This window comes from Psychrobacter sp. Choline-02u-9 (assembly GCF_002836505.1).
Taxonomy (GTDB): Bacteria; Pseudomonadota; Gammaproteobacteria; order Pseudomonadales; family Moraxellaceae; genus Psychrobacter.
Window position 1 is genome coordinate 14,058 of record NZ_PJBF01000046.1, and the last position, 23,453, is coordinate 37,510.

The window sequence follows — 23,453 nt, forward strand, 5'->3', positions numbered from 1 at the left end:
ATTTGATGCAATTTATACAGTTACTACAAGAGAACAGTACCCTAGCTTTATTCGTATTTGGCCTATTAGGTCTTTGTGTTGGCAGTTTTTTAAATGTTGTGATTCATCGCATACCGCTGATGATGTTGCATGGTTGGAGACAAGAGTGTAGCCAGTTTATGTCTGAACAGGCAGATATGCCACGCGAGCATACGCTGCCTATAGCAGATATTGTCGCTACTGACCAACCGATTACTTTAAGTCGACCTGCCTCTCGCTGCCCTCATTGCGCACATAAAATTAAGTGGTATGAAAACATCCCTTTAATAAGTTGGCTGTTACTACGCGGACGCTGTTCAAGTTGCAAAGCATCTATTGGTCTGCGTTATCCTCTCGTTGAGCTAGTAACTGCCCTCTTATCTGTATTAGTAATATATAAGTTTGGGGTAAATACTACAGGCTTGTCCGCATTGGTTTTAGTATGGACACTGGTAGCTCTAACAGGTATCGACTTTGACACACAGTTACTACCCGATCGTCTTACCTTTCCTTTGGCAGGCTTAGGATTAGCGGTGAATTCACAAAGTTGGTTTGTCACACCAACACAGTCGATATGGGGATTACTACTTGGGTTTTTATCGCTATGGATAGTAGTCAAGGTGTTTTACTTAATAACTAAAAAACATGGAATGGGTCAAGGGGATTTTAAATTACTAGCAGTATTAGGTGCTTGGCTCGGACCTATGATGTTACCTTTGATTATTCTACTATCATCTTTACTCGGCTCTATCGTTGGGCTGATCTTGATGAAAAAACAGGGTGAAAGCCGACCTTTTGCTTTTGGGCCTTATATCGCTATTGCAGGTATTGCTGCCTTATTATACGGCTCAGATATCGTCAGCTGGTATCTCGGTATGTATGTCTAATAACTGACAGCGCACATTAGATTATTGTAGTAAATATCATTGTAGGAAATTTTCGGCAGCGACTCATAAGTAAAGCTTTACAAGGCCGATTGTGAGTTCAAAGCTGCATTCATTGTTCTATCTATCAGATAAGCCACTATTATGTCAAAAAATATATCGCACTCTTATTCACACCAACCACAAACCACGCAACCAAAAAATAAGAAGCTCGTGGTTGGTTTGACGGGTGGTATCGGTAGTGGCAAATCTGCCGCTAGTGCTTGGTTTGCTGAGCAAGGCATCGATATTATTGATGCAGACGTGATCGCCCATGAGACTGTCGCTAAAGGTAGCACCACTCTGCAGAAAATCCAGAAAAAGTTTGGTGATTGGATACTGACGGATGAGGGTGTCATGGATAGGGCTGCTGTACGTACACACGTATTTGCAAATCCTGAAGCGCTGATTGAGCTTGAGGCTATCACTCACCCAGCGATACGTGAGACAGCAAAGGCACAGCTAGATGCTAGTACTTCACCGTATATAGTCTTGTCTGCGCCCCTACTTATAGAGGCGGCAGAAGCAGGACTGGCTAATTTATGTCAACGTATTTTAGTCATGGATGCCACCGAAGACACGCAGCTTGCGCGTGCCAGTCAGCGTGATGATCAAAGCATACAAAAAATTAAGGCCATTATGACCAATCAGCTGAGTCGTGAAGAGCGTAATCGTCATGCAGACAATGTCATACTCAATGAGAGCGACCTTGCCTCTCTATATCTACAACTAGAACCCTTGCACCAAGAGTACCTTACGCTTGCCCAGCAGCTAAAGTTCGCTGGCGATTGACCTCATACAGTGCCATCCCAGTAGCAACACTCACGTTTAGGCTCTGTAGATTACCATGCTCGTTTCCTGACATTGGAATATAAACCAACTCATCACAGCTCTCCATTGTCAGGCGACGCATACCCTCTCCTTCTGAACCCATAATGATAGCGGTCTTGCCAGTTAGGTCAGCGGCATGTATTGGCTTAGCCTCTTCACTAAGTGCCGTACCAAATACAAAAACGCCTGCATTTTTGATTTGCGACAACGTGCGTGCCAAGTTCGTAACGCTGACAATCGGCATCATCTCTGCTGCGCCAACTGATACTTTAGCGACTGTTGGCGTTAGGCTCGCTGCATGGTGTTTTGGACAAACCACTGCATCCACACCCATAGCCACTGCGGTACGTAGGCAGGCGCCAAAGTTATGTGCATCAGTAATTTGATCTAGTACCAACAATAAGCATTGTTCACGGCCAATAATAGTATCAAGCAAACCTTCATCAGCGAAACCTAACGGACGAGCATTGAGCACCACGCCTTGATGCTGCGGACTACCACACAACTGCGTTAGCTTGTCTTTTTGGGTCGGTTGAATACTAATGCCGTTTGCTTCCGCTTCAGCCATGATAGCTTGTACATGGCTGTCACTCTCACGTCCTTGCTGCACAAATAAGCTAAGACCATCAAGAGGACGATGTTCAAGTAACGCATCAATTGCATGAATGCCGTAAAAATAAATGGGTTTTGCCATAATAGGCCTACTAAATATAAAGTGGATATCGCACTAGGCGATGGGATAAAAGAAGATAACGTAGATTTTACGTGTCATGACCCATTGATGTTGAGAGAACAGTAAACCAAACGTCAAAAAAAAGAGATAAACAATACCAATCCGATATTGTTTATTTTCTCGAAATACTAATGTGTGATAGAACAGGCGCTAGAATAATAAAGCTCAAGCGCCCTATTAATAATATCAGCCTTCTAGATGACAGACATATTGAACAATCTCTTCAGTACGTAGGTTAAAACCGCTATTGCCTTCAACGACAAATGATTGACCTGCACGGTAGTAGCTGAATTCATCGTCACCATTGATCTTCACTTCACACTCACCACTGGTGATTTCGATACGCTCAGAAGTGTTGGTGCTAAAATGATAATGCTCAACCAAGTTGTCACAAGGTAAGATAACGCCTAGCGTTTTATGACGACCATCCTCAAACATAATGGTATGGCTTGAGCAGCGACCATCATAAGATACTGTCGCTTGGGCATTAACTGTTACGTTAGTAAATTGCGCCGCTGTCATAGTGGCTTCCTTATCAAATAATTATGGCAAAACTAAAAAATAAGTAACGGGTTAAAGTACTGACAGAGTTGCACTGGGCTTCAAATACGCGACCAGTAAGCAAACATGCCTGCTTTAAATACTTTATCCCTCTATAGTAGATATCTGCGCGCTAAAGGTAGCCACAGGTTCTATGAAAACGCTTTTGAATAATGATCGAGTGGCATATTTTTCACCACTATACGCCTACAATTTTACAAAATTATGACTCGTTATTAGGTTGCATAGCGCATCAAACTCATAAGAAGAGTTTATCATTATGTGAGATTATGCTACCACATTATATCTATAAAGTTTGTTAAAGCGACGAGGAAAATTCTATTCGATGACAAGTATCTACCCGTTCGTTTAATATTCATTTGGTATTTTTCTAGGCGGATGCTAGACCATCATTTTAGGTATCTTTTTATCATTATCAGTCAAAATACTTCTTCTCATACTATGCTTATCTTTGGATATCCAATGACCCTAATGATTAATATCATAGGTATTATGTCGATGATTTATTGTCAGTTTTTAATAGTTTTATGGTAATCTCCCAATAATAAATTCTGTTATACCTCGTCTTAAAGTTTGTATTTACGCACATTTAACACCATACTATTTGCCTACAATATTTATCTAATTAGCAAGTTTAAATAGATATTTTCAATTCCTTATTTACCCTATTTATAGATGGCTTCCTAAGATTTATATGATGTCCATTGTCTGTCCTGAGAGGCGTTGATGCTAGTATCGTTAACTTTACATCAGTTTGCGTTGATTGCTCAGCATGAGCTGAGCGTGGCTGAAGGTTTTAATGTCATCACTGGTGAAACAGGTGCTGGCAAGTCGTTATTGCTAGATGCACTATCACTATGTGTCGGTGAGCGAGCAGACAGTGCGATGGTCAGGCATGGCGCTGCGCATGCGGATATCTACGCTCAATTCGATGTAGAAAATAACAGTATCGTCGCTGAGTGGTTTACCAAAAATGAGCGACCGCTAGAAGAGCCTGAAGTACTTATTCGTCGACAATTAAGCAATACTGGCCGCTCAAAAGCATGGCTAAATGGTTCACCGGTTAGCTTAGCGGAGCTAAAGAGTTTAGGCACTTTATTGGTCAATATACATAGCCAACATGCTCAGCAAGCATTGCTCAAGCCGCAATTTGTGGTGCAATGGCTTGATGAGATGGCCCAGATAACACCGCTAGCCATCCAAACTGCCAGTAGCTATCAAGCCTATCAGCAGCTAAAACGTCGCGCAGATGACATCGCGAGCCGCGAAGCCCAGCGTCAAGATCGTATTCAGTTGTTGCAGAGCCAATTAGCAGATATTGCGCCATTATTGGCTGTGGACTACGCCGAAGTTGAATCTGAACACGAAGAGCTCTCCAACATTGAAGCCTTAATGCAAGAGGCTAGTCATGGTCTGCATTTGCTCGACAATGATACTGATGAGCCAGACGTCATGACCTTGCTTGGGCAAGCGATCAAACTCTGTGACAATCAAGTAAGCGTCAGTCAAACGTTTGAACAAGCCTCTGAGCAGCTGCATCTAGCACAGCAGCAAATCACTGAGGTAACTGCCCTGCTATCAGATTATGCCGAACAGCAGCTCCCTGATCCTGAACGCTTGCAAACATTAGACAACCTAATCAGCTTAGGACATCGTTTGTCACGTAAGCATAGCTTGCCCGCCAGTGATTTAATTGATGAAGCAAAAGGCTGGGAGGCGCAATTAGAGCAGCTAGAGAACGAGCCAAGCAGTGATGCAATGGCAGCGCAAATTGATCAGGCTTGGCAAGACTATCTCGCTCTGGCCACACAGTTAAATAAAGAGCGCACAAAAGCTGCCCCGGTAATTAGTAAGCAACTCATCAAACAACTACAACCGCTTGCGCTACCCAATGCTCGCTGTGAATTTGTCTTTACCAAAAAATCTGAACCTAGTCATTACAATGCACAAGGTTGCTACGATATTGATTTATTATTCAGCGCCAATGTCGGTATGCCAATGCAGCCCCTACATAAAATTGCTTCAGGTGGTGAACTGTCACGTATGGCACTCGTGATGCAAGTACTACAAGCGACCAATGCTGATAACAATGCCGCCAAGCCTATGTTGGTATTTGATGAGGTTGATGTCGGTATCAGTGGCGGTACTGCGCAAGTGGTTGGCGAACTGCTACGCTCGCTTGGGCAAACACAGCAATTGCTAGCCATCACACACCAAGCACAAGTCGCAGCACAAGCGCATCAACATATCTTGGTACAAAAGCACCATCAAGAACAGACCGAAAGCGAGCTACTCATACTGACCAACAGTGCGCAAGTAGACGAGTTGGCGCGTATGTCTGGTGGTGTCATTATTACTGATGTCACGCGCGATCATGCCCGCAGCTTATTATCCGATGTTAAATAACGCTCTACCTGACCTATCTAACGTTAAATAACCGTTCGTTTTCATCAAAACGGATGGTTATCTGAGTCTGTATGATGGTCAGTAGCAATTAGTGCGAATCTTGCTTTTCTGTTGATTATCACCATATAGTAGTCTTTCACCCTTATTATTAGGTTGCATTTGTTTCTATGTCTAAAACCAATTTGACCCATCATTTTTTGATTGCAGCACCAGAGCTGTCAGACCCAAGGTTTGAGCAGGCACTTATATATATTTGCCGTCATGACAAGCATGGTGCACTAGGTCTGATGGTCAATCGTCCGCTCGAGCAATCTCGCGTAGGTAAGCTGCTAGAAGATTTAGATATTGAAGTGACCAATCCGCAGGTGATGGAAGATGTGGCATTAGAGGGCGGCCCTATGTATCCTGAGGTCGGCTTTGTGCTGCATACTGGTCAGCCAGAATGGGCTTCTTCTTTTGCTATTTCGGAGAACGTTTGCATCACAACTAGCCAAGATATTCTAAAACGTATCGCCGCAGGTCAAGGCGTCGGTCACTATCAGCTGTGTCTAGGTCATGCCAGCTGGGGTAAGAAACAGCTAGACCAAGAACTGAGTAATGGTGATTGGTTAGTCTGCCCTGCTGATCTGAATTTATTATTTGATACACCGTTTGAAGAACGCTGGCAAATCGCAGCCGACAAAATCGGAGTCAATTTCGACTATCTTAGTAGTGACATAGGTCATGCGTGATCTCATACGCTCTGCGAATTTAGATAAAGACATAAAGGACACCCATTACTATGGTAGATAGTACTTTTACAGCCAGTAGCACAGACGCTATAGATAATGACATTGATATTGATACTCTCGATAACGGTAGCAATAGCACTGCTGAAACTATTGAGCCAGAGGTAAAGCCGCATCTTATCTTGGCACTAGACTACGGTGTCAAAAAGATGGGAATGGCACTCGGTAATAACATCACACAGACGGCACGTGCCTTTGACATTTTGGCAATGAATAACGGGCAGCCAGATTGGGACAACTTAATTGGTATCATCAAAGTCTGGGGCGTGGCGCAAGTCGTGGTTGGCCTACCGCTTAATATGGATGGCACTAGCTCCATGCTTTCAAAACGAGCGCACAAATTCGCTCGTCGTCTGGCCCATAGAATAATGGAGCAGCATTTGCCAGTGACCGTATCACTGTGTGATGAGCGGCTGACTTCAATCGAAGCAAGAGAAATCGCATGGGACAATGGTTGGATCAAAAACGAACGCGACCCAATCGATGATATCTCCGCTTGTATCCTAATGTCGACCTATTTTGCTGATCCTAATAGCAGTATCGCTATCGATGCAATCAAAGCAGAATAAAGCAGCCAAATAGGTAAAAGACACGTGTGCGGCTATAATGTCACTTCGATACATCGTACCTCTTAACGGATAAATGACTGATTACTATGACCACTGTCTCAGACCAACCCTCGCAACATAAGTCACAGCATGGTTTTGCTCCACTTGCTATTGCCCGTATTAAAGGCGCCCAACGTGCCAACCAAATAGCGATTTATCTCATTTATGCGGCTATTTTTGCATTTGTGGTCTTTGGCACGATTGCTAGTATCAAAGCCTTCCATGATAACCAGTTGCTTTATCAATTATTTTATAATTTGCCATATGCCCTAGTAGCCCTCACGATACCCATTACTATTTACGATGCATTGGTCGTTTATCGTTATCGCTTAAACCAACCGTCGATGATTGCCATGAGTATTGGCGTATCTACCATTATATTGGTTGGTGGATTAATTTTTGCCGATACTGCATGGTTAGGACTATCTTGTTGGCTGGGCGTGGCATTTTTATTTAAAGTAAGTTTTAAGCGGTTTTTTAACTTTTTAGAAATAGCTGATACGCCTGATGCCGACGAAGAGGCTGAAAGTACTGAAGCGTAGACGACCTACAAAGTACGCCGCAATAAGCACTTAAGCAAACTACTCATCCTCAAATTCACTTATTTAGCTTTACGATAATGACTATGACCACTTCGATACCAGACACGCCTATCCACCATCACTTAGACACTCAAGGGCTGATTTGTCCTGAGCCGGTCATGATGCTACATCGCGTCATTCGCAAAGCAGATGGCGGTGAAGTGATTGAAATATTGGCGACAGATCCGGCTACCACGCGCGATATTCCAAATTTCTGTCGTCATTTAGGTCATGAACTAGTAGGCCAAGAAACACTGGCTGAGAACGTGAGCTTAGATGCTGACCCTGACGAAATCACCATCGATAGCGATGATGATACGCCTGCAAGCGTAACGCTATATCGCTATCTGGTTAAGAAAAAAACGGCATGATAGATTTGGCATTATTTTAATAACTGTCTGTCATTGCTAACTTAACCCTTATCTGAGTATTATCCTATGAGTCGTGATCGCGCCGTGCAACAACGACAGCCTAAAGCATTGGCGGTCGATGATGAGCCAGCTTACATGACTGAGTTTCGTCAAGCCATGCTAGCGCGCGGTCTAGCGACGCGTACTCGTAATGCTTATGTGCGAGACCTACGCTCTTGTGAGCTGACCAATTCTATTGCCCTGACACGCTGGCAGCCTGATGATGTGTTGCACTGTCTGTCACTCCTTGCTAAAGATGGCAAAACCCCACGTACACAAGCACGTATGCTCTCAAGCTTGCGTCAGTTTTATCTATGGATGATCGCTAATAATCTGCGTGAAGACAATCCTTGTGAACGTATCAAAAGCCCAAAACTCGGACGTCCGCTGCCAAAAGACTTAGCCGAGGCTGACGTCGATAATCTACTTGCTGCACCTGATACCAGTACGGCACTTGGACTGCGTGACAAAGCCATGTTAGAAGTTTTATACGCCTGCGGTCTGCGAGTGAGTGAGTTGATTAACCTCTCATTAGAGCAAGTGAATCTAAACTCTGGCTGGCTACAAATCACGGGTAAAGGCAATAAAACGCGACTGGTGCCCCTCGGCGAATATGCAGCGGATGCATTGGAAGATTATCTGTCTCATGGGCGTGGAGACTTGATTGCGCATTTAAAATCAGGCAATTGCCAAGCGGTATTTTTGACGGCGCAAGGTGGCTATATGACGCGGCAGAACTTTTGGTATCTACTTAAGAAGTACGCCAAAGTTGCCAGTATCGATAAAGAATTATCCCCGCATACGCTACGTCACGCATTTGCCACGCATTTGCTCAATCATGGTGCAGATTTAAGAAGTGTGCAGTTATTGCTAGGACATAGCGATTTATCCACCACGCAAATCTATACTCATGTTGCAACGGCAAGATTGCAGAAATTACATGCCGAGCATCATCCACGTGGGTAGCCTTACCATATTGTCATATGGGCAGCATTGAAATCTAATATTATTGATGATTGTAAAAGGAATATATCGTGTCGCAAGCTCAACCGTCTACCTTAACAAAGAGTCAAAACTCTGCACTTAGAAACCTCACTATCATGGGTTATTTAGAAGGTACGTCTTTTCTATTGTTACTTGGTATCGCGATGCCACTCAAATATATGTTCGATATTCCAGAAGCGGTAAGCTATATCGGTCCAGTGCACGGGGTATTATTCGTTGCTTATGTCATGGTATTAATCATCACCGCGAGCAGAATAAAAATGCCGCTTTGGGCGCTACCTGCTGGTGTGCTCGGCTCGTTTTTGCCATTTGGGCCATTTATATTTGATCATTTACTGAAGAAGAGTTTGGGGAAGTAGTTTCAAGAAACCTTCAATATCAAGAACGATGTATAGCTGAATGCGGCTAACGATAATGCCATTCTATTCGCCTGCTGTATCTATCACTATTTTAGGATTACGTGCCTGTATCTCGCGATAAAAACGTGACTGGTCTTTTGGTGAGATTAGTATTTCTTCATCTTGATATGATATTTTAATCCTATCCAATGATAGTGCTGGCGCAGAACTCATGCTTTGTGTTGGCATAATATAGATGATATCTGTAAGCTCAATTTTTTGAACAGAGAACCCACTATCTACTTGTAGTTGGTCATTCGTTAATGTGTACTCAGTACCGAAGAAAGGTATGAGCATTAGTGCTGCAAAAGGGAAGAGAATAACCGTCATTAATATAGTTTGTATGAGGGATTTGTGAGCACCTCGCCTCCACTGCCATAATGGAACAGACACAGTAAATAAGCTCAAACCCCAAAGTAGCAGTGCAAGCCAAAAGTCTATTTTGGATACGAATATAATGTCTGGCATAAATAATACTTAGAGACTATCAGGTTAAATTTGATTCTATCTTAAGCGATGCCTCTTATCTAATGTCTCTAACATTTTTCTTAAAATTTTTTGCGATATAGCAAAATGCAGTTCTAGAAATAGATAGCTGCAAACCCATCCTTTTCTCGTTACAATACCCTTATTAAAGTGCGTCATGATATACATGCTGCCTAAATGGGCTGCGCACTACCTTTTTCCTATCTATTATCCGAGAATCCCATGAGCCATAGACCACCTGCTGACCTATTAAAAAACGCCGAACACTGGCGCGAAGATATCAATTTTCGCCAAGAAGTGCTGGGTAAGCCGTTTGATTTTGCGACCACGTGGGGCATTTTTTCACCGCAAAAACTCGATGATGGTAGCTTGATGCTGCTTGATTATGTGGATTTTGAGCAAGATGATGATTCGATCGACTTGGGCTGTGGTTATGGCGTACTGGGTATGACGGCAGCACGTGAATGTCCGAATGGTCAGCATACGCTGATTGATAAAGACTTTATGGCGGTAGAATACGCACGTCGTAACTGTGAGAAAAATGGTCTAAACAATGTCGATGTACATTTATCAAATGGCTTTAATCATGTGGCAAAAGATAAAGACTTTAGCCTTGTGATGTCCAACTTGCCAGCCAAAGTCGGTAAGGAGCAGCATTATTTATACTTCCTCGATGCCTATGCACGCATGCGTAAAGGTGGCCGTTTTTATGTCGTGACCATCAATGGCCTACGCCAATTTGTTAAGCGCTCGTTTACCGAAGTGTTTGGCAATAGCGACAAAATCAAGCAAGGTAAAACCTATACGATTACGATGGCGACCAAAGACTAGTTTTAGCTCTACCTGATTGAGTTTCAGTCATTTAAACTGAAGCCTAAATTGAAATCGACATAAAAAAGCACGCTAAATCTGATTTAGCGTGCTTTTTATTTTGTATGACCAATTGTCTTTTTACATCTGGCGTTTTATTAAATATCCACCCAATAGCGCGCTGCCGATAATCGGTAATAGAACCATAAGCATTGGTGAAAAGCCTGTGGCTAGCGATACAAATCCGACTAAGTCCTGAATATAGCTAAATAGTAGACCAAACAACAATGCCACGACGATACGTAAGCCTAAACTGTGCGTCCGTAGCGAGCCAAAGACAAATGAGCAAGCGACAATCACTAGCGACAATATCGATAATGGCGATAGTAGCTTTTGCCAAAAGGCCACTTCATGATCTAAAGAGCGATTGCCCTGTTGGCGCATAAACGTGCGATGCTCATACAGCTGCGTCAATGACAAATCCTCTGCCTTACGCGTTAGCAGATACACAGACTCTGGGGCAAAAGGTAAGCTTAACGTATCTGATGGTGAAATAGCTTGGCTACTCTCAAATCCCTGATTGATAGAGAGCTTAACCATATCGTTTAACTGCCACTCGTAACGATACTGCTCGCTTGGCTTTTCACTGTTCACATCAATTGGTTCACGGCCAGTATACTTTCCACTTTCCGCATGGACAGCGGTTTGCAAATTTCCGTTGTTATCCAAATGCCAGCGTTTCACTTCGCCAATATTGCCTGCTACATCAGCATAATCAATATATAAAACGTCGCTACCATCAGGTGTAGCACTGCCATCTTCTGCGGTTTCGAATCGTGGTTGTGTCGTCCAGTAGCCGCGTACCGAAGTGACCAGTGAGGTACTGTCCTCATCATTAATCTGTTTTGCCAACTGATTAGAAGACGGTAGAACGAACTGATTAATAGCCAAGGCCAACAGTACAAATATCAAAGCGGGCTGCAATACCCAGCCGACGATGCGATAGATACTGACCCCAGCCGCGCGCATGACGACCAGCTCACTTTTATTAGCTAGCAAACCTAAGCCAATAACAGCACCCAATAGCGCACCCGTTGGGATAAATTGCTCTAAAAAGTATGGCGAACGATAAAAGATATATTTGAGCGCCTCGCCCATGGTGTAGTTATCATCTAACGAATCAAGCTCTGATAAGTAAGAAAAAATCAGCTGCAACGCCCACAAACCAATAACGGCAGCGATAATAGCCAATAGAGCGTTGAGTTTAACATAACGACTGAGGACTTTTAGATTGGCAGGTTTTTTAGCCAATTGATTAGACTTGGCTGACTTAGCAAATAAAGAGCGCATTAAGACTGCCCTCCTTGTGAGCTGTTGTTCTGATTATCGATGTCGCTAACTGAACTAGTTGCGGCAGCGGCTAGCCTATTTTCTTGTTTGCGAAAGCGCAATCGATGTTGCACACGGCTACCCCAATTCATATAAAGCGCCAAAGCCATAAATCCTAAGATAAGCCATGCATATGCCCATACGCTGATGCTGTCTTTGCTTACTGCGTTTTTGAGCGAGATGATACCTAATGCACAGCTGACAAATAATAAGATAGAAGGAAACAAGCGCAGCCAACGCCCTTGACGCGGACGCACTTGCGCCAGTGGCACAGCCAACATAGGCGCGATAATCATCAGCCATGGTAGCGCCAAACGATAGCCAAGCTCACCTTGTGCAGCACGCATTGCACTATTCGTGCCTGATGGTGAGCTACTCGTAGCGGCTTGCCATAATGGTCCAATCTTTTGCGTTTCAATATTGTCTTCGGTGATCACTTCCTGTGAAGACTCATTCAAGGTAATGCGATAACGATCAAAAGCGACTTGATTATATTTGAGACTGCCTGCGCCAACTTCGTAACGACGTCCCTGAAACAGATCTAACTGGGTCACGCCGCTATTGCCGGTATCCACTTGCTCAGCACGCTTAGCCAGCGTGATAGTGTCTTTGCTAATGTCTTTTGCACCACTATTTATAATATCTTTAGGGATATCTGAGATGCCAATCTGTTCGGCTGTTTCACTGTCAATCGTATTATTCATATCAGTAGCAGTGGCAGTAGCATTAACACTTTCAGCAGCACTACCTTTTTTCGCAGGTTCAGATTGGATTAATATCACATCTTGCAATTTTTTCTTATCATCGCTGAGACTACCCACATATAAATGATAATTACCGCTACTGATAAACTCGTTCGGACGGATCAAATCAAACGCACTGGTCAATGCTTGCTGCTGCCACACAGCCTCAGACGAGCGGACACCCCAAGGTTTACCAACGACAGATAGTGCCGCCTCGCCGACGAACAATGCCAATATTAATGGTGTCATCAATCGAGCAAGCTTACCTCGAGACACGCCACTAGCATTAATCACTGCCATTTCTTGATCGACATATAAGCGACCAAATACCAGCATCAAAGCGATAAAAAACGCTAACGGTAAAATGAGCTCTAAAAAATACGGCAGGTTATACCCAATGATCGTAAACAGTAGGCTGACGTCCAAACGACCTTCAGCAGCGATGCCAAAGTAGCGTATCAAACGACCGCCGAGCATCATCACTACCAAAAACCCCAACACTAAGGCAGTGGTCGAGGCAACTTGTTGTGTCATGTAGCGGCGTAATATCACAATGGGTACTCTTAAACGGTTGGTATGCGCGCGATTGATGATGAGCTTATTGACTGTTTAGGTCGTAGACGTCATATCATCAGCATGATATGGGTCATCTAAATACTCAAATAACGGTAAACGTTACTAAGCGACTGGTTAGTCATACTCAATAAACACAAGCGACAGATATAACCGCTAATGCTAGCATGTTTTGCCCAAAAATGGCTGTGAAATGTGTTTGAAAACATTACCTACACCTTGCTGAGAGCGCATTATTGACAGTAAGTAACAAACATAGCAAATATTGGATAAATAATTGATAAAACCTCAAATTACATCGAATTGATAGTATTTCTAGCGCTAAGTTTTTGCTTTATTTATTTTAGAAAGGTTTGTTTGTCATTCGTATCATCGAACATTTATCTCTGTTATTAATTGCTAGACTGACTGATAGAAAAATATACTTATATTGTTAAACGGAGAATAATACTAATGAATAAAACGATCTCTACACCCTCTACCCTACTTGAGCTCGCTGGCGGCACATTCGATGCGCTTGATTGGTCAAATTGCGCACTCGTTCTTATCGATTATCAAAACGAATACGTCGATGGCGCTATGCCATTAGGGGACGCTGGGGCAAAAGCCATCGCCAATGCGCGCCTACTACTCGATAGAGCGCGTCAGCAAGATTTACCTATCTTCCACATTACCCATCATGGCGCCAAGAATGGCAATGTCTTTGATCCTTTATCAGCTAATGTTGAGATAGTCGAGCAATTGCAGCCGCAAGATGGCGAAACAGTGATTGCCAAAAAGCATCCGAATGCCTTTTATGATACGCAATTACAATCATTGATCTCAGCAACAGAAAAAAAGCAGATTATTTTTGCAGGTTTTATGAGTCATATGTGCGTCAGCTCAAGCGTCCGCGCTGCATTTGATTTAGGTTTTGATAGTTTTGTCTGCCATGATGCCTGTGCCACTCGCGACCTACCGAGTGCTACAAGAAAGCCGATAAGCGCTGAAATCATGCATGATACTGCCATGGCAGCACTACAAGATAGATTTGCCGCGATGGTAACAACCGATGAATTGGTCAATGACTAGTATGTTGTCATCATCGAAAAATGATAATGTAACCGTTAAACCATAGCGTAAGTTAGTACAGCATAATAATTCAAACGTATTACCCAAGACTTGCTAACTGCGCACGATTATCGCAATATGCTACACTACTGTGATTGCTCAACAGACCAAATAATTTAATAATCTGACAGGTATAAGCAGTCATTTAAATCCTGCAATTTTCATAACTCTAATAAGGATAACTATATGAATATCAAATTATCTCAGCATTTACCAAAGACCCATACGCAAAAAATCCTGAAAAAAGAAGCCAAAAGTAAAGACGATGCTTGTCTGGTTGTTTTAGTCGATGACAAGAAAAACATTCTGGCTGAATCTGTGCTGACCGAATATACCACTCGTATTGAGCAGCTGATTGAAGTATCACATTTCAAGGGCACTACCTGTGAGACTGTTGCTGACTATGCGCTGGCAGGTGATAAAAAAACCACTAAGCAAAACCCTGTTCAACTGCTGTTGGTCGGTGTAGGTAACACTGATAAGTTTAACAACACAATACTGCAAAAAATCGCCAACACTATCTATAGCAGCACTCAAAAGCGTGTGTCTTCTATCACTGTCGCCTTGGGTGATGCACTGGAAGAAAACCATTTTGGTCAATTTGCCCTTAATCTGTTGGCAGCGAGCTACCGCTTTGACAAGTATAAGTCTGAGCAAGCGACTCCTGTATTGACTGATGTCTATCTGTTAGCTGATGAGTCACTACAGCCTGCACTTGCCTTTGCTCAGTCAGTATTTGCTGGTCAGAGCCTCACTCGTGATGTGGCCAATGAACCTGGCAATATCTGCTTCCCAGCTTACATGGCTGAACAAGCTCAAGAACTTGCAAAAACGTATCCTGATCTATTAACCGTGAAAGTACTAGGTGAAGACGAGATGTCAGCGCTAGGTATGCATTGCTTCTTAGCCGTTGCACAAGGCTCTACCAAAGAAGGTAAACTGGTACTCATGGAGTACCGTGGTAAATCAGAATTTAGTTCAGATGCAGGCTTTACCGAGCAAACCACTAGCAACGCAAAAGTAAGTGGTCTAAAGGCATTAGCCGATAAACTACCAACCAAAAAGTCAGCTAAAAATGCGAGCAAAAATAGCAATGACAATGCACAAGCGACCAATGACGACGCACCTATCGTATTAGTCGGTAAAGGCGTAACCTTTGACTCAGGCGGTATCTCAATCAAGCCAGGTGCGGCGATGGATGAGATGAAGTTTGACATGGGTGGTTCGGCGTCAGTACTTGGTACAATCAAAGCATTATGTGAAGCACGTCTACCAATCAACGTCGTTGGTGCGCTAGCCTGTGCTGAAAACATGCCATCAGGTGATGCCACGCGTCCAGGCGATATCGTCAAAGCGATGAATGGTAAATCAGTTGAAATCTTGAACACTGATGCTGAAGGTCGCTTAGTACTAGCAGATACTTTGTGCTACGTGCAGCGTTATCAGCCAAAAGCCATCATCGATGTTGCCACCTTGACTGGTGCTTGTGTGGTTGCGCTAGGCCATGTTCGTTCAGCCGTATTTAGTAATGATGAAGACATCCTGTTTGATTTAGAAAATGCTAGCAACCTATCAGGTGACCTAATTTGGCATATGCCTTTAGATGATGAGTATCAAGCTCAGCTTGATTCACCAATCGCCGATATGCAAAACATTGGTGGTAAAGGTGCTGGTGCGGTAACTGCCGCCTGCTTCTTATCGCGTTTCATTGAAGAAGGTCAAGCATGGGCGCATTTGGACATCGCTGGTACTGCATGGAATTCAGGCAAAGACAAAGCAGCCACTGGACGTCCTGTGCCATTGTTTATGCAGTATCTAAAAAACAGCGCAGAGATGGCTTAATCCATTTATGAAAATTAGTTTTTATGTATTAAGTGAAAGTAAGGCCCAAGATTTCTTGGGCTTTATTTGTCAGCTGACTCAGACGGCGCTTAACAAAAGCGCTCAGTCTTTGCTGATTTTAATTGAAGATGAGACATTACTAGCAAATCTAGATACGGCGCTTTGGGCACAAGAGTCCACGAGTTTTATACCGCATCAATGTCTTTCTGATACTGACAATAAAAGTACCGATGATAGAGGTACTGATGATAGCAACATCAACATTGCTACTTCTGAAGTATCAGCCCCTGTACTGCTAGGCAATCATATGCCAGCAGATTTTAATGGTATCGTGCTCAATACGACGACACGACCCGTCAACGATTTTATGGCTGCTACCAATAATTCAAAACCCTCCCGAGTCCTTGAGCTGATCCGACCTGATGCCACAAGTACACAAGAAGGTCGCAATAAATATAAAGCCTACCAGCAATTAGGTTACGATTTGACCCACTTTAAAGTATAGCTTTGCCGTTTATTTCCCTCTTACCTTTTACAACGAAATCTCTTCCTACCTTATATATTACTGCCTATATCGCTACTTTTGCCTCCTATAAATGAGGTATTCTGAGTAGCTAGCCCTTGCCTATAAGTGCTGCATTCTTTTTGTACTAGTTGTATAACTCTACTATTCCTCTATTTGCATGCAACAGCTACTGCTATGAGCGGTATGCGAATATGTCAAAAAATGCTACCATCCTTCGATAAATTTTCTGTTGTGACAATTCACTTACTTTTAACGGACTTGAGGGTGTACAGATGCGTTCATTAATTGCGATGTATCAGCGTATAGGGCTGGTGCCGCTTATTATTATTGGCTTGGTATTAGGGGTATTGATTGGTTGGCTGGCGCCAAGTATCGGCACCGCCATAGGGTTGCTTGGTACACTCTTTGTCGGCGCACTAAAAGCAGTCGCTCCCATCCTAGTATTTATTCTGGTTATGGCAGCAATTAGTCAACATCGCAGTGGCAATGAAGTCTACGTAAAGCCGGTGCTTATTATGTACATGTTCGGCACTTTTTTGGCAGCGCTAACAGCAGTCGGTGCCAGCTTTTTATTCCCGACTGAGCTGGTCTTGATCAACGCCGATATCGCACAAGTACCACCTGCTGACCTAAAAGAAGTCTTGACGAACTTGCTCATGAACTTGGTCGCTAACCCGATCAATGCAATCGCTGAAGCCAACTATATTGGTATCTTAGCATGGGCAATTATTATTGGTTTTGCATTGCGCCAAGCCAGTGATACTGCTCGTAATGTTGTCGGTGATTTCGCTGATGCCATCTCACAAGTGGTTAAATGGATTATTGCTTTAGCCCCATTTGGTATCTTAGGCCTAGTCGCTAGCACGGTTGCTGAAACAGGATTTGCTTCTTTGGCAGGCTACGCACGTATCTTGATTGTGTTAATTAGCTGCATGTTATTCATTGCGTTGGTCGCCAATCCGCTTATCGTCCTTATCAAAACTGGCAAAAATCCTTATCCACTCGTGTTCAGATGTCTACGTGAATCAGGAATTACTGCCTTCTTTACGCGTAGTTCAGCGGCCAATATTCCAGTCAACATGAACCTTGCCCGTAAACTTGGATTGCATGAAGACACTTATTCAGTGACCATTCCACTAGGTGCCACTATTAATATGGCAGGTGCTGCGATTACGATTAATGTCTTAACGCTTGCTGCTGCTCATACGTTGGGTATCGAAGTGACGTTTGCATCAGCGCTGCTACTCAGTCTGGTTGCTACGATTAGTGCTTGCGGTGCTTCTGGTGTTGCTGGTGGTTCATTGCTATTGATTCCGCTCGCTGCTAGCTTATTTAGCATTCCAAATGATATCGCGATGCAAGTAGTTGCGATTGGCTTTATCATCGGTGTGATTCAGGATTCAGCTGAGACTGCCTTGAACTCTTCAACTGATGTGTTGTTTACAGCAGCGGCGGATCCTACTTATTCGCGTTAATTTCTGCTGACGTGTTTTATATAGATATAAAAAAAGGGCCTTTAAAGGGCCCTTTTTTTATGCGGTATTTTGATTATTTGATTACTTTAGGTTGTCTATATCAACTTCGATGACTGGTGTTTGCTGCTCTATTTGACGTTTAAGTTGGCGCAGTTGCTCAACCTCATCTAACAGCTCAAGTATCAAACCAATTGCTGGTACGCTGGCTTCAAAGTCACGACTCAGTCGCGATGCACGGCGCACTGTCGTCAGCTGATAACCAGTAAATTTTTCATGCTCTGGCACATCATATTCAATGATATTTTCTTCGATTAATTCGATGACCCATTGGCGCTCTTGGCCACAGGCAGAGACCAGTTCATCTAAGCTCATGATGATGTCTGTAAATTCAGTCGAGTGGTTCATAGCTATTATCCTCGTTTTCTCTTTATTTCATCGGTATCGTGTTCATCTCTGCTATTCGTCTATTACTTCAGTAATAAATGACAGTTATTTATAACCTTGTTTAACGACTAATATTGATATCCGCAAAGGCTTGTTTTAGCTGCTCATAAGCCTGTATCGACGCATCGTTACTGACATCAGGATTGACAATATTTAGAGTTAGATACAAGTCACCTGCTTGCTTGGCAGGAATACCTTTGCCTTTAAGACGTAAATTGCTACCGGACTTGCTGTTCTTAGGAATGGTCACACCAAGCGTACCCGCTGGCGTACTGACGTTGATTTTCTCACCCAGTGCCGCTTCCCACGGTGCAATATTCACAGTTTGATAAACATCTGCACCTTCTATACGAATATTGGCATCATGACGAATTTTAACCTTCAAAAACAAATCGCCATTTTTTCCATTACTGCTACCAGCAGCACCTTGCCCTGCTAAACGAATTTGCTTACCGTCAGTGATACCTTTAGGGATTTTTATCTTAAGGGTTTTATTGTCGTAGTCGACATTGCCATTGGGCTGACGAACAGGGACGTTTAACTTAATACTATAGTCGTCGCCACTATAGACTGAAGATAAATCAACGGTAATCTCGGCATGTTGATCTTGACCTTTGCTATCTTGCGTCCCAAAGCCACCACCAAATTGATCAAATCCGCTGCTTTGAGAGCGACTGCCCGTTTGTCCACCAGTTGACCCACGTGCGCCGCGACCAAATGCTGAAAAAATGTCATCGAAGCGAAAACCACCATCACCAAAGGCCTCACCGTCACCAAACTGGTCTTTGATATCTTCCCAGCGAAAACCACCTTGACCCGCATCAGTTTGCCCACTACCACCAAACCCACTTGATCTACTTTGACCAGCAAATGGATTATTGAGCATAGCGTCATATTCGGCGCGCTTTTCTTTATCTCTGATCGTTTCGTAAGCGTTGTTTATTTCTGCAATTTTATTATCAGCGTCTGGATGATCACTGACATCGGGATGATACTGACGAACGAGCTTACGGTATTTTTTTTTGATATCAGCGTCTGAGGCGTCTTTTTTGACCCCTAAAATGTCATAGTAGTTTTTCTCTGCCATGTTATTTTCCCCAAAATAAAAACATATTAGTGGTATCAGTCTGCCAATTTCAAACGATACGGTATAAATGGCTACTAAATTTTGCTATAGCAACTTTTTGTAGCCTACTTATCATCATAACAATAATTACAACAAACACCGTTATATAAATATTACCAGTAATGATGCCAAGCGATAGCAGCATCTATCGTATTTGAATCACCTAACACTACGCTATTATCGGCCATCACAGTGTCTGAATACGTCACTATAAGTCTGGCGTCGTTATTCTTTGATAGCTGCTGGCGTAATATCAATTTGGCAACATCAATAGCAGTGCGCCCTTCTCGCTTTGAAGTGACGTAAGATAATTCAGCACTTTGGTTATTACGTTTCATACGTAAGCCAAGCTCAATACCGATATCTGCGTGTCTATCTTGATCATGGACCGTCGCATTGACCATACTATAGCCAAGTATATGTTTACCAAACTTAGCGCCTGCGCCAATGCCAACTTGTGCGTAAGGGCTATGTCGATTGCCAGTAAACATGTCTGTACGAGCGCCTGTTTTCAGTTGCCAAGACAGTTTAGGTTCGCCCGATAACGGTTGTCTAAGATCTTCAATCTGCTGCATATCCAAAAATACGAAATCCGTCAATGTCCATTGATACTCATCAAAGTTATAACCCAGTGACACTTTTACGGCTTCAAAATGCTTATCAATATCTGTATGAGCGTTAAGTGGGTCTTTTACAAATAACGATAAACCAACTTCTGCCCTCTCGTCAGATAAAACGACGGTAGTCTGCGTGGTTTTGTTACTCAATGCTGGAGAGGGTTTGTTCGGTACAGTCAGCTGAGCCAAACCATTGCTAGCTGGTAGCGCAAAACGCTGACTGAGCAATTCGCTTTTGAAAGCTCGCTGCTTCAGTGTATTGTCTTGGGTGATTTTATAAGTACGATGTAAGATCAGAAAATCAAGCGCAACCGCCCTATCGTCCGCGTTTAAAGTAGCAAGCGGGGCAGTGCTTTCTGTACGAATGACAGAGTTTATGACGGCTTGTATTGGCTTAGATAATTGTACAAACTTCTCGCGCAGTTGCGTTTGTTCAGAGGGCAAATAGCGTACTGAAGACACTAAGGAATCAGCGCCGTTGTCGTGTTCTAATAGCTGATCGAATACATAGTCTGGCGCATACCAAGGACCTACTCGCTCAGTCGTTTTTATGTCGCTTATCAGCTCAAGTATCTCTCCTGAGCGATAACCACAATTTTGTTTGATAAAATAATAGTCAAATCGAGCAGACTTTGCTTCGTACAAATGATAGTTCAATAATTGTGTTTCAAAGGCATCTAGATTGAGCACGTACTCCCACATATCACGTTGCTCGTTCTTGGAGTATACCGCGTCTTGTTTAAAAAATTCCGTCTCTGAAAACCCAGCATCATAAAACCCAAATAGTCCTTTTAGCGCGTACATTGCACCGTTCTCATTTTCTGGAATACGAGCGCCGAAGTTGTATGAATTATTAAGTAAGTCCTCGCTAGATAGCTCTCTAACATCACTGTTCGTATTATTTATATTATCTATAGACGTGTTGGTTTTGACCAGTACATGACCAAATGAAGAAGCTGGGTTTTTTAAATAGCTGCTTACTAGGATCAGGCTTATTTCTTGATTCGCATCGGGTAATTTTGAGCAGTTTTTGAGATCGACGTTCAGTTCTGGTAAATGATGATTAAGCCATAAATATCTGGCTGGATACTTACAAACTACGCCCTCATTATTCATTTGCTCTATCGTTGCCATCAGCTCTGCATAAGGATCAAAATTGCGTTTTGAACGTGGTTTTGGATTGGTTAAATAAAAATCTGGTGAAATAACTTCAGCTTTGCCATTTTTGTAAAATAGTAAATGTTGCCATTGAGAGTGCTTAGATAATGCTTTTAGCTTGGCAGAAGTGGTAGCTGTCTTTTTACTGGGTTGTCGTTTTTTTTCAATGATAGTTTTATCACTAGGCAGTCGCATGCCTTGCATTTGCGCTAATGAAACATCCAGTCCGTTAGCAAGCACGCGTGGTTCAGAAGTCTCATTATTATCAGCATTCCCATCGTGAGTAAAAACATTATTGTCTTTTTCTTCAACTACTATCGAATCCATTGCCGAATTCATTACGTAGGGTTCAGCAGCACAGACAGTAGATACAGCAAAACAAGCTACGCACAAAAATATTTTTTGCATTTTTTATTAGCACCATAAACACATAAGCAATAAAAAACACGTAAGCACTAGGTTTACGTGTTTTTATCATTAAACAGTCAAAAGCTTAATAATTAAACCGATGACTCAAAACTTAAAACTGACAAGCTTTAGATAGCACAGCTTGTTTTAACGATGCTAAATAGCGTCTCAGCATTTTGATCTTGCGTAGCAGTACGATAGGCAGAAGTCTGAGTATATTGACCATACTGTGCGCGTACGCTAGCGGCTGAATCACAGTTAGCAACACTTTGTAGGGCAGATAAATGAGCACCTTGGCCTGAAGCTAGATCTTTTTCAACACTTGGGAAGGCTTCTTTAATCAAAACCGCAGCTCTAACGTTACCACCTTGGCAAGTTTCAGGAGACATAGAGTCAGAAGTAGCAGCCGTAGTACCTAAATCCCAAGTCACGTTAGAGATAATAGCTAAGATAGGGCTAGAATTACCAAACAAAGCACCACCAATACCACACTGCTTATAAATCTGCTCGATAGTGCGACCAGTTTCTGCCGTTTTAAAGCTAGAACCAAGATCGGCATTAGCTGCGCTAAATGGAATCATAGCAGCAACAACTGAAGCAATCGCAATTTTTTTCAACATAAAACTTCCTCGAAAGACGATAAAAAATAGATTATTTGATAAAAGATCAAACTTATCATGAGTACATTTGATAGATACTCTAGAATAATGTTTAACCTTATGCATTCTACAAAATAGTAAGAATATAGCAAGGTTTTTTTACATTATATTATCTATTTCTATTTGAGCTTTCATAACGATAATTATGCTATATCGATAGATTTGGTCTTTATATATTACCTATTTATATTGCGTTGTTGGCTTTACAGTATTTTGTCGGCTTCTTTATGAGAATCACTCTTTATAAGTCTAATTTTAGTACCTACGCCATCGTTATTCCTTCTAAAAAATAGGTATTTTTCCTTAAAAAACAGCTATTTGACCTCATGAGTTTTTTACACGGCAGTAATAATATGACAAGCTAGCTCTTGTAGAATCCCCTATTATTCATACTCATAGGGAGTATAGATAACGTAGGCAAGAGCATCTGTCTATTTTATTAATTGCTTAAAGGTATTAAATGTCTTATTTAATCAAGTCTTTGGTTGTCACTTTATCGCTACTAATTAGCACCACAGTTTTCGCTGCCAATACCAGTTATTACGGTAGTAAGTTTCATGGCAAGCGCACAGCGAGTGGCAGTATTTTCAATATGAACTCATTAACCGCTGCACATCGCACGTTACCGTTCGGTACGAAGGTACAAGTAACCAATCAAAAGACAAAGCAGAGCGTCGTTGTAAAAATCACGGACAGAGGACCTTTTATTAGAGGTCGTATCCTTGATTTATCAAAAGCCGCTGCTGGTGAAATAAACTGTCAGCTTTGTACGACCACGATGGAAATACTGTCGTACGGCGATGGCAAATATCGTAAGGAATAATG

24 protein-coding genes are annotated in these 23,453 nt (G+C 42.6%); 15 read left to right on the top strand and 9 right to left on the bottom strand.

Annotated features, from left to right (window positions below):
* The first annotated feature begins 5 nt into the window (after positions 1-5).
* Positions 6-905, top strand: a complete 900-nt coding sequence (locus tag CXF69_RS05765; RefSeq protein ID WP_102078744.1) for a prepilin peptidase — start codon at positions 6-8, stop codon at positions 903-905.
* Between the two features lie 141 nt (positions 906-1,046).
* On the top strand, positions 1,047-1,733 hold the full coding sequence (coaE, locus tag CXF69_RS05770; protein ID WP_102078745.1) for a dephospho-CoA kinase: 687 nt from the start codon (positions 1,047-1,049) through the stop codon (positions 1,731-1,733).
* Here the strand turns inward: coaE and rlmB are convergent.
* Complete coding sequence (gene rlmB / locus CXF69_RS05775) at positions 1,696-2,466, bottom strand: 23S rRNA (guanosine(2251)-2'-O)-methyltransferase RlmB (protein ID WP_102078746.1); 771 nt, start codon at positions 2,464-2,466, stop codon at positions 1,696-1,698. The two genes, coaE and rlmB, sit on opposite strands and share 38 nt — an antisense overlap.
* 225 nt (positions 2,467-2,691) lie before the next feature.
* Complete coding sequence (locus CXF69_RS05780; RefSeq protein WP_057757729.1) at positions 2,692-3,027, bottom strand: pyrimidine/purine nucleoside phosphorylase; 336 nt, start codon at positions 3,025-3,027, stop codon at positions 2,692-2,694.
* A gap of 765 nt (positions 3,028-3,792) precedes the next feature.
* On the opposite strand from CXF69_RS05780, the gene recN reads away from it, so the two are divergent.
* From recN to CXF69_RS05815, 7 genes are all read left to right on the top strand, one after another.
* Positions 3,793-5,472 (top strand): DNA repair protein RecN, encoded by a 1,680-nt coding sequence (recN, locus tag CXF69_RS05785; protein WP_102078809.1) that lies wholly within the window; start codon positions 3,793-3,795, stop codon positions 5,470-5,472.
* A 167-nt stretch (positions 5,473-5,639) separates the two neighbouring features.
* Positions 5,640-6,203 (top strand): YqgE/AlgH family protein, encoded by a 564-nt coding sequence (locus tag CXF69_RS05790; RefSeq protein WP_101204671.1) that lies wholly within the window; start codon positions 5,640-5,642, stop codon positions 6,201-6,203.
* Positions 6,204-6,253: 50 nt separating this feature from the next.
* Positions 6,254-6,829 (top strand): Holliday junction resolvase RuvX, encoded by a 576-nt coding sequence (ruvX, locus tag CXF69_RS05795; protein WP_228706744.1) that lies wholly within the window; start codon positions 6,254-6,256, stop codon positions 6,827-6,829.
* A gap of 86 nt (positions 6,830-6,915) precedes the next feature.
* Positions 6,916-7,410 (top strand): hypothetical protein, encoded by a 495-nt coding sequence (locus CXF69_RS05800; protein ID WP_102078808.1) that lies wholly within the window; start codon positions 6,916-6,918, stop codon positions 7,408-7,410.
* Between the two features lie 83 nt (positions 7,411-7,493).
* The gene (tusA, locus tag CXF69_RS05805) at positions 7,494-7,820 is read left to right on the top strand and encodes a sulfurtransferase TusA (RefSeq protein ID WP_102078807.1); all 327 of its coding nucleotides are present in this window, start codon (positions 7,494-7,496) and stop codon (positions 7,818-7,820) included.
* Between the two features lie 66 nt (positions 7,821-7,886).
* On the top strand, positions 7,887-8,825 hold the full coding sequence (xerD, locus tag CXF69_RS05810) for a site-specific tyrosine recombinase XerD (protein ID WP_102078806.1): 939 nt from the start codon (positions 7,887-7,889) through the stop codon (positions 8,823-8,825).
* 68 nt (positions 8,826-8,893) lie between these two features.
* Positions 8,894-9,223, top strand: coding sequence for a DUF3817 domain-containing protein (locus CXF69_RS05815; protein WP_102078805.1), 330 nt, complete (start codon positions 8,894-8,896; stop codon positions 9,221-9,223).
* Between the two features lie 63 nt (positions 9,224-9,286).
* Here CXF69_RS05815 and CXF69_RS05820 read toward each other — a convergent pair whose 3' ends face one another.
* Positions 9,287-9,730, bottom strand: coding sequence for a PH domain-containing protein (locus CXF69_RS05820; protein WP_102078804.1), 444 nt, complete (start codon positions 9,728-9,730; stop codon positions 9,287-9,289).
* A gap of 240 nt (positions 9,731-9,970) precedes the next feature.
* Between CXF69_RS05820 and CXF69_RS05825 the strand changes: the two genes are divergently transcribed.
* The gene (locus CXF69_RS05825) at positions 9,971-10,579 is read left to right on the top strand and encodes a class I SAM-dependent methyltransferase (RefSeq protein WP_101204678.1); all 609 of its coding nucleotides are present in this window, start codon (positions 9,971-9,973) and stop codon (positions 10,577-10,579) included.
* A gap of 120 nt (positions 10,580-10,699) precedes the next feature.
* Here CXF69_RS05825 and lptG read toward each other — a convergent pair whose 3' ends face one another.
* Together lptG and CXF69_RS05835 are read right to left on the bottom strand one after the other, a co-directional pair.
* The gene (gene lptG, locus CXF69_RS05830; protein ID WP_102078803.1) at positions 10,700-11,908 is read right to left on the bottom strand and encodes an LPS export ABC transporter permease LptG; all 1,209 of its coding nucleotides are present in this window, start codon (positions 11,906-11,908) and stop codon (positions 10,700-10,702) included.
* A complete protein-coding gene (locus CXF69_RS05835) occupies positions 11,908-13,224 on the bottom strand; it encodes an LPS export ABC transporter permease LptF (RefSeq protein ID WP_102078811.1) in 1,317 nt (438 codons plus the stop codon). Before CXF69_RS05835 ends, lptG begins: the two co-directional genes overlap by 1 nt.
* Before the next feature lie 492 nt (positions 13,225-13,716).
* Here CXF69_RS05835 and CXF69_RS05840 point away from each other — a divergent pair, with 492 nt between their 5' ends.
* The 4 genes from CXF69_RS05840 (at position 13,717) to sstT (ending at position 18,216) form a co-directional block, all read left to right on the top strand.
* A complete protein-coding gene (locus CXF69_RS05840; RefSeq protein WP_228706745.1) occupies positions 13,717-14,334 on the top strand; it encodes a cysteine hydrolase family protein in 618 nt (205 codons plus the stop codon).
* 225 nt (positions 14,335-14,559) lie between these two features.
* Entirely contained in the window at positions 14,560-16,215 is a 1,656-nt protein-coding gene (locus CXF69_RS05845) for a leucyl aminopeptidase (protein ID WP_102078802.1), read from the top strand.
* 7 nt (positions 16,216-16,222) lie between these two features.
* A complete protein-coding gene (locus CXF69_RS05850) occupies positions 16,223-16,720 on the top strand; it encodes a DNA polymerase III subunit chi (RefSeq protein WP_102078801.1) in 498 nt (165 codons plus the stop codon).
* A 293-nt stretch (positions 16,721-17,013) separates the two neighbouring features.
* A complete protein-coding gene (gene sstT / locus CXF69_RS05855; protein WP_102078800.1) occupies positions 17,014-18,216 on the top strand; it encodes a serine/threonine transporter SstT in 1,203 nt (400 codons plus the stop codon).
* Between the two features lie 81 nt (positions 18,217-18,297).
* Here the strand turns inward: sstT and CXF69_RS05860 are convergent, their stop codons facing one another.
* The 4 genes from CXF69_RS05860 to CXF69_RS05875 all read right to left on the bottom strand — a co-directional run bounded on the left by CXF69_RS05860 (position 18,298) and on the right by CXF69_RS05875 (position 22,589).
* Positions 18,298-18,621 carry a chaperone modulator CbpM gene (locus CXF69_RS05860; RefSeq protein WP_102083164.1) on the bottom strand — a complete coding sequence of 108 codons (324 nt, stop codon included), beginning with the start codon at positions 18,619-18,621 and terminating at the stop codon, positions 18,298-18,300.
* 100 nt (positions 18,622-18,721) lie between these two features.
* A complete protein-coding gene (locus CXF69_RS05865) occupies positions 18,722-19,747 on the bottom strand; it encodes a DnaJ C-terminal domain-containing protein (protein WP_102078200.1) in 1,026 nt (341 codons plus the stop codon).
* 152 nt (positions 19,748-19,899) lie between these two features.
* A complete protein-coding gene (locus CXF69_RS05870; protein WP_180952621.1) occupies positions 19,900-21,888 on the bottom strand; it encodes an Lnb N-terminal periplasmic domain-containing protein in 1,989 nt (662 codons plus the stop codon).
* Between the two features lie 209 nt (positions 21,889-22,097).
* Entirely contained in the window at positions 22,098-22,589 is a 492-nt protein-coding gene (locus CXF69_RS05875; RefSeq protein WP_102078202.1) for a DUF3015 family protein, read from the bottom strand.
* Between the two features lie 499 nt (positions 22,590-23,088).
* Here CXF69_RS05875 and CXF69_RS05880 point away from each other — a divergent pair, with 499 nt between their 5' ends.
* Positions 23,089-23,451: a septal ring lytic transglycosylase RlpA family protein gene (locus tag CXF69_RS05880; RefSeq protein WP_102078203.1), complete on the top strand. Its 363-nt coding sequence runs from the start codon at positions 23,089-23,091 to the stop codon at positions 23,449-23,451.
* The last annotated feature ends 2 nt before the right edge of the window (positions 23,452-23,453 follow it).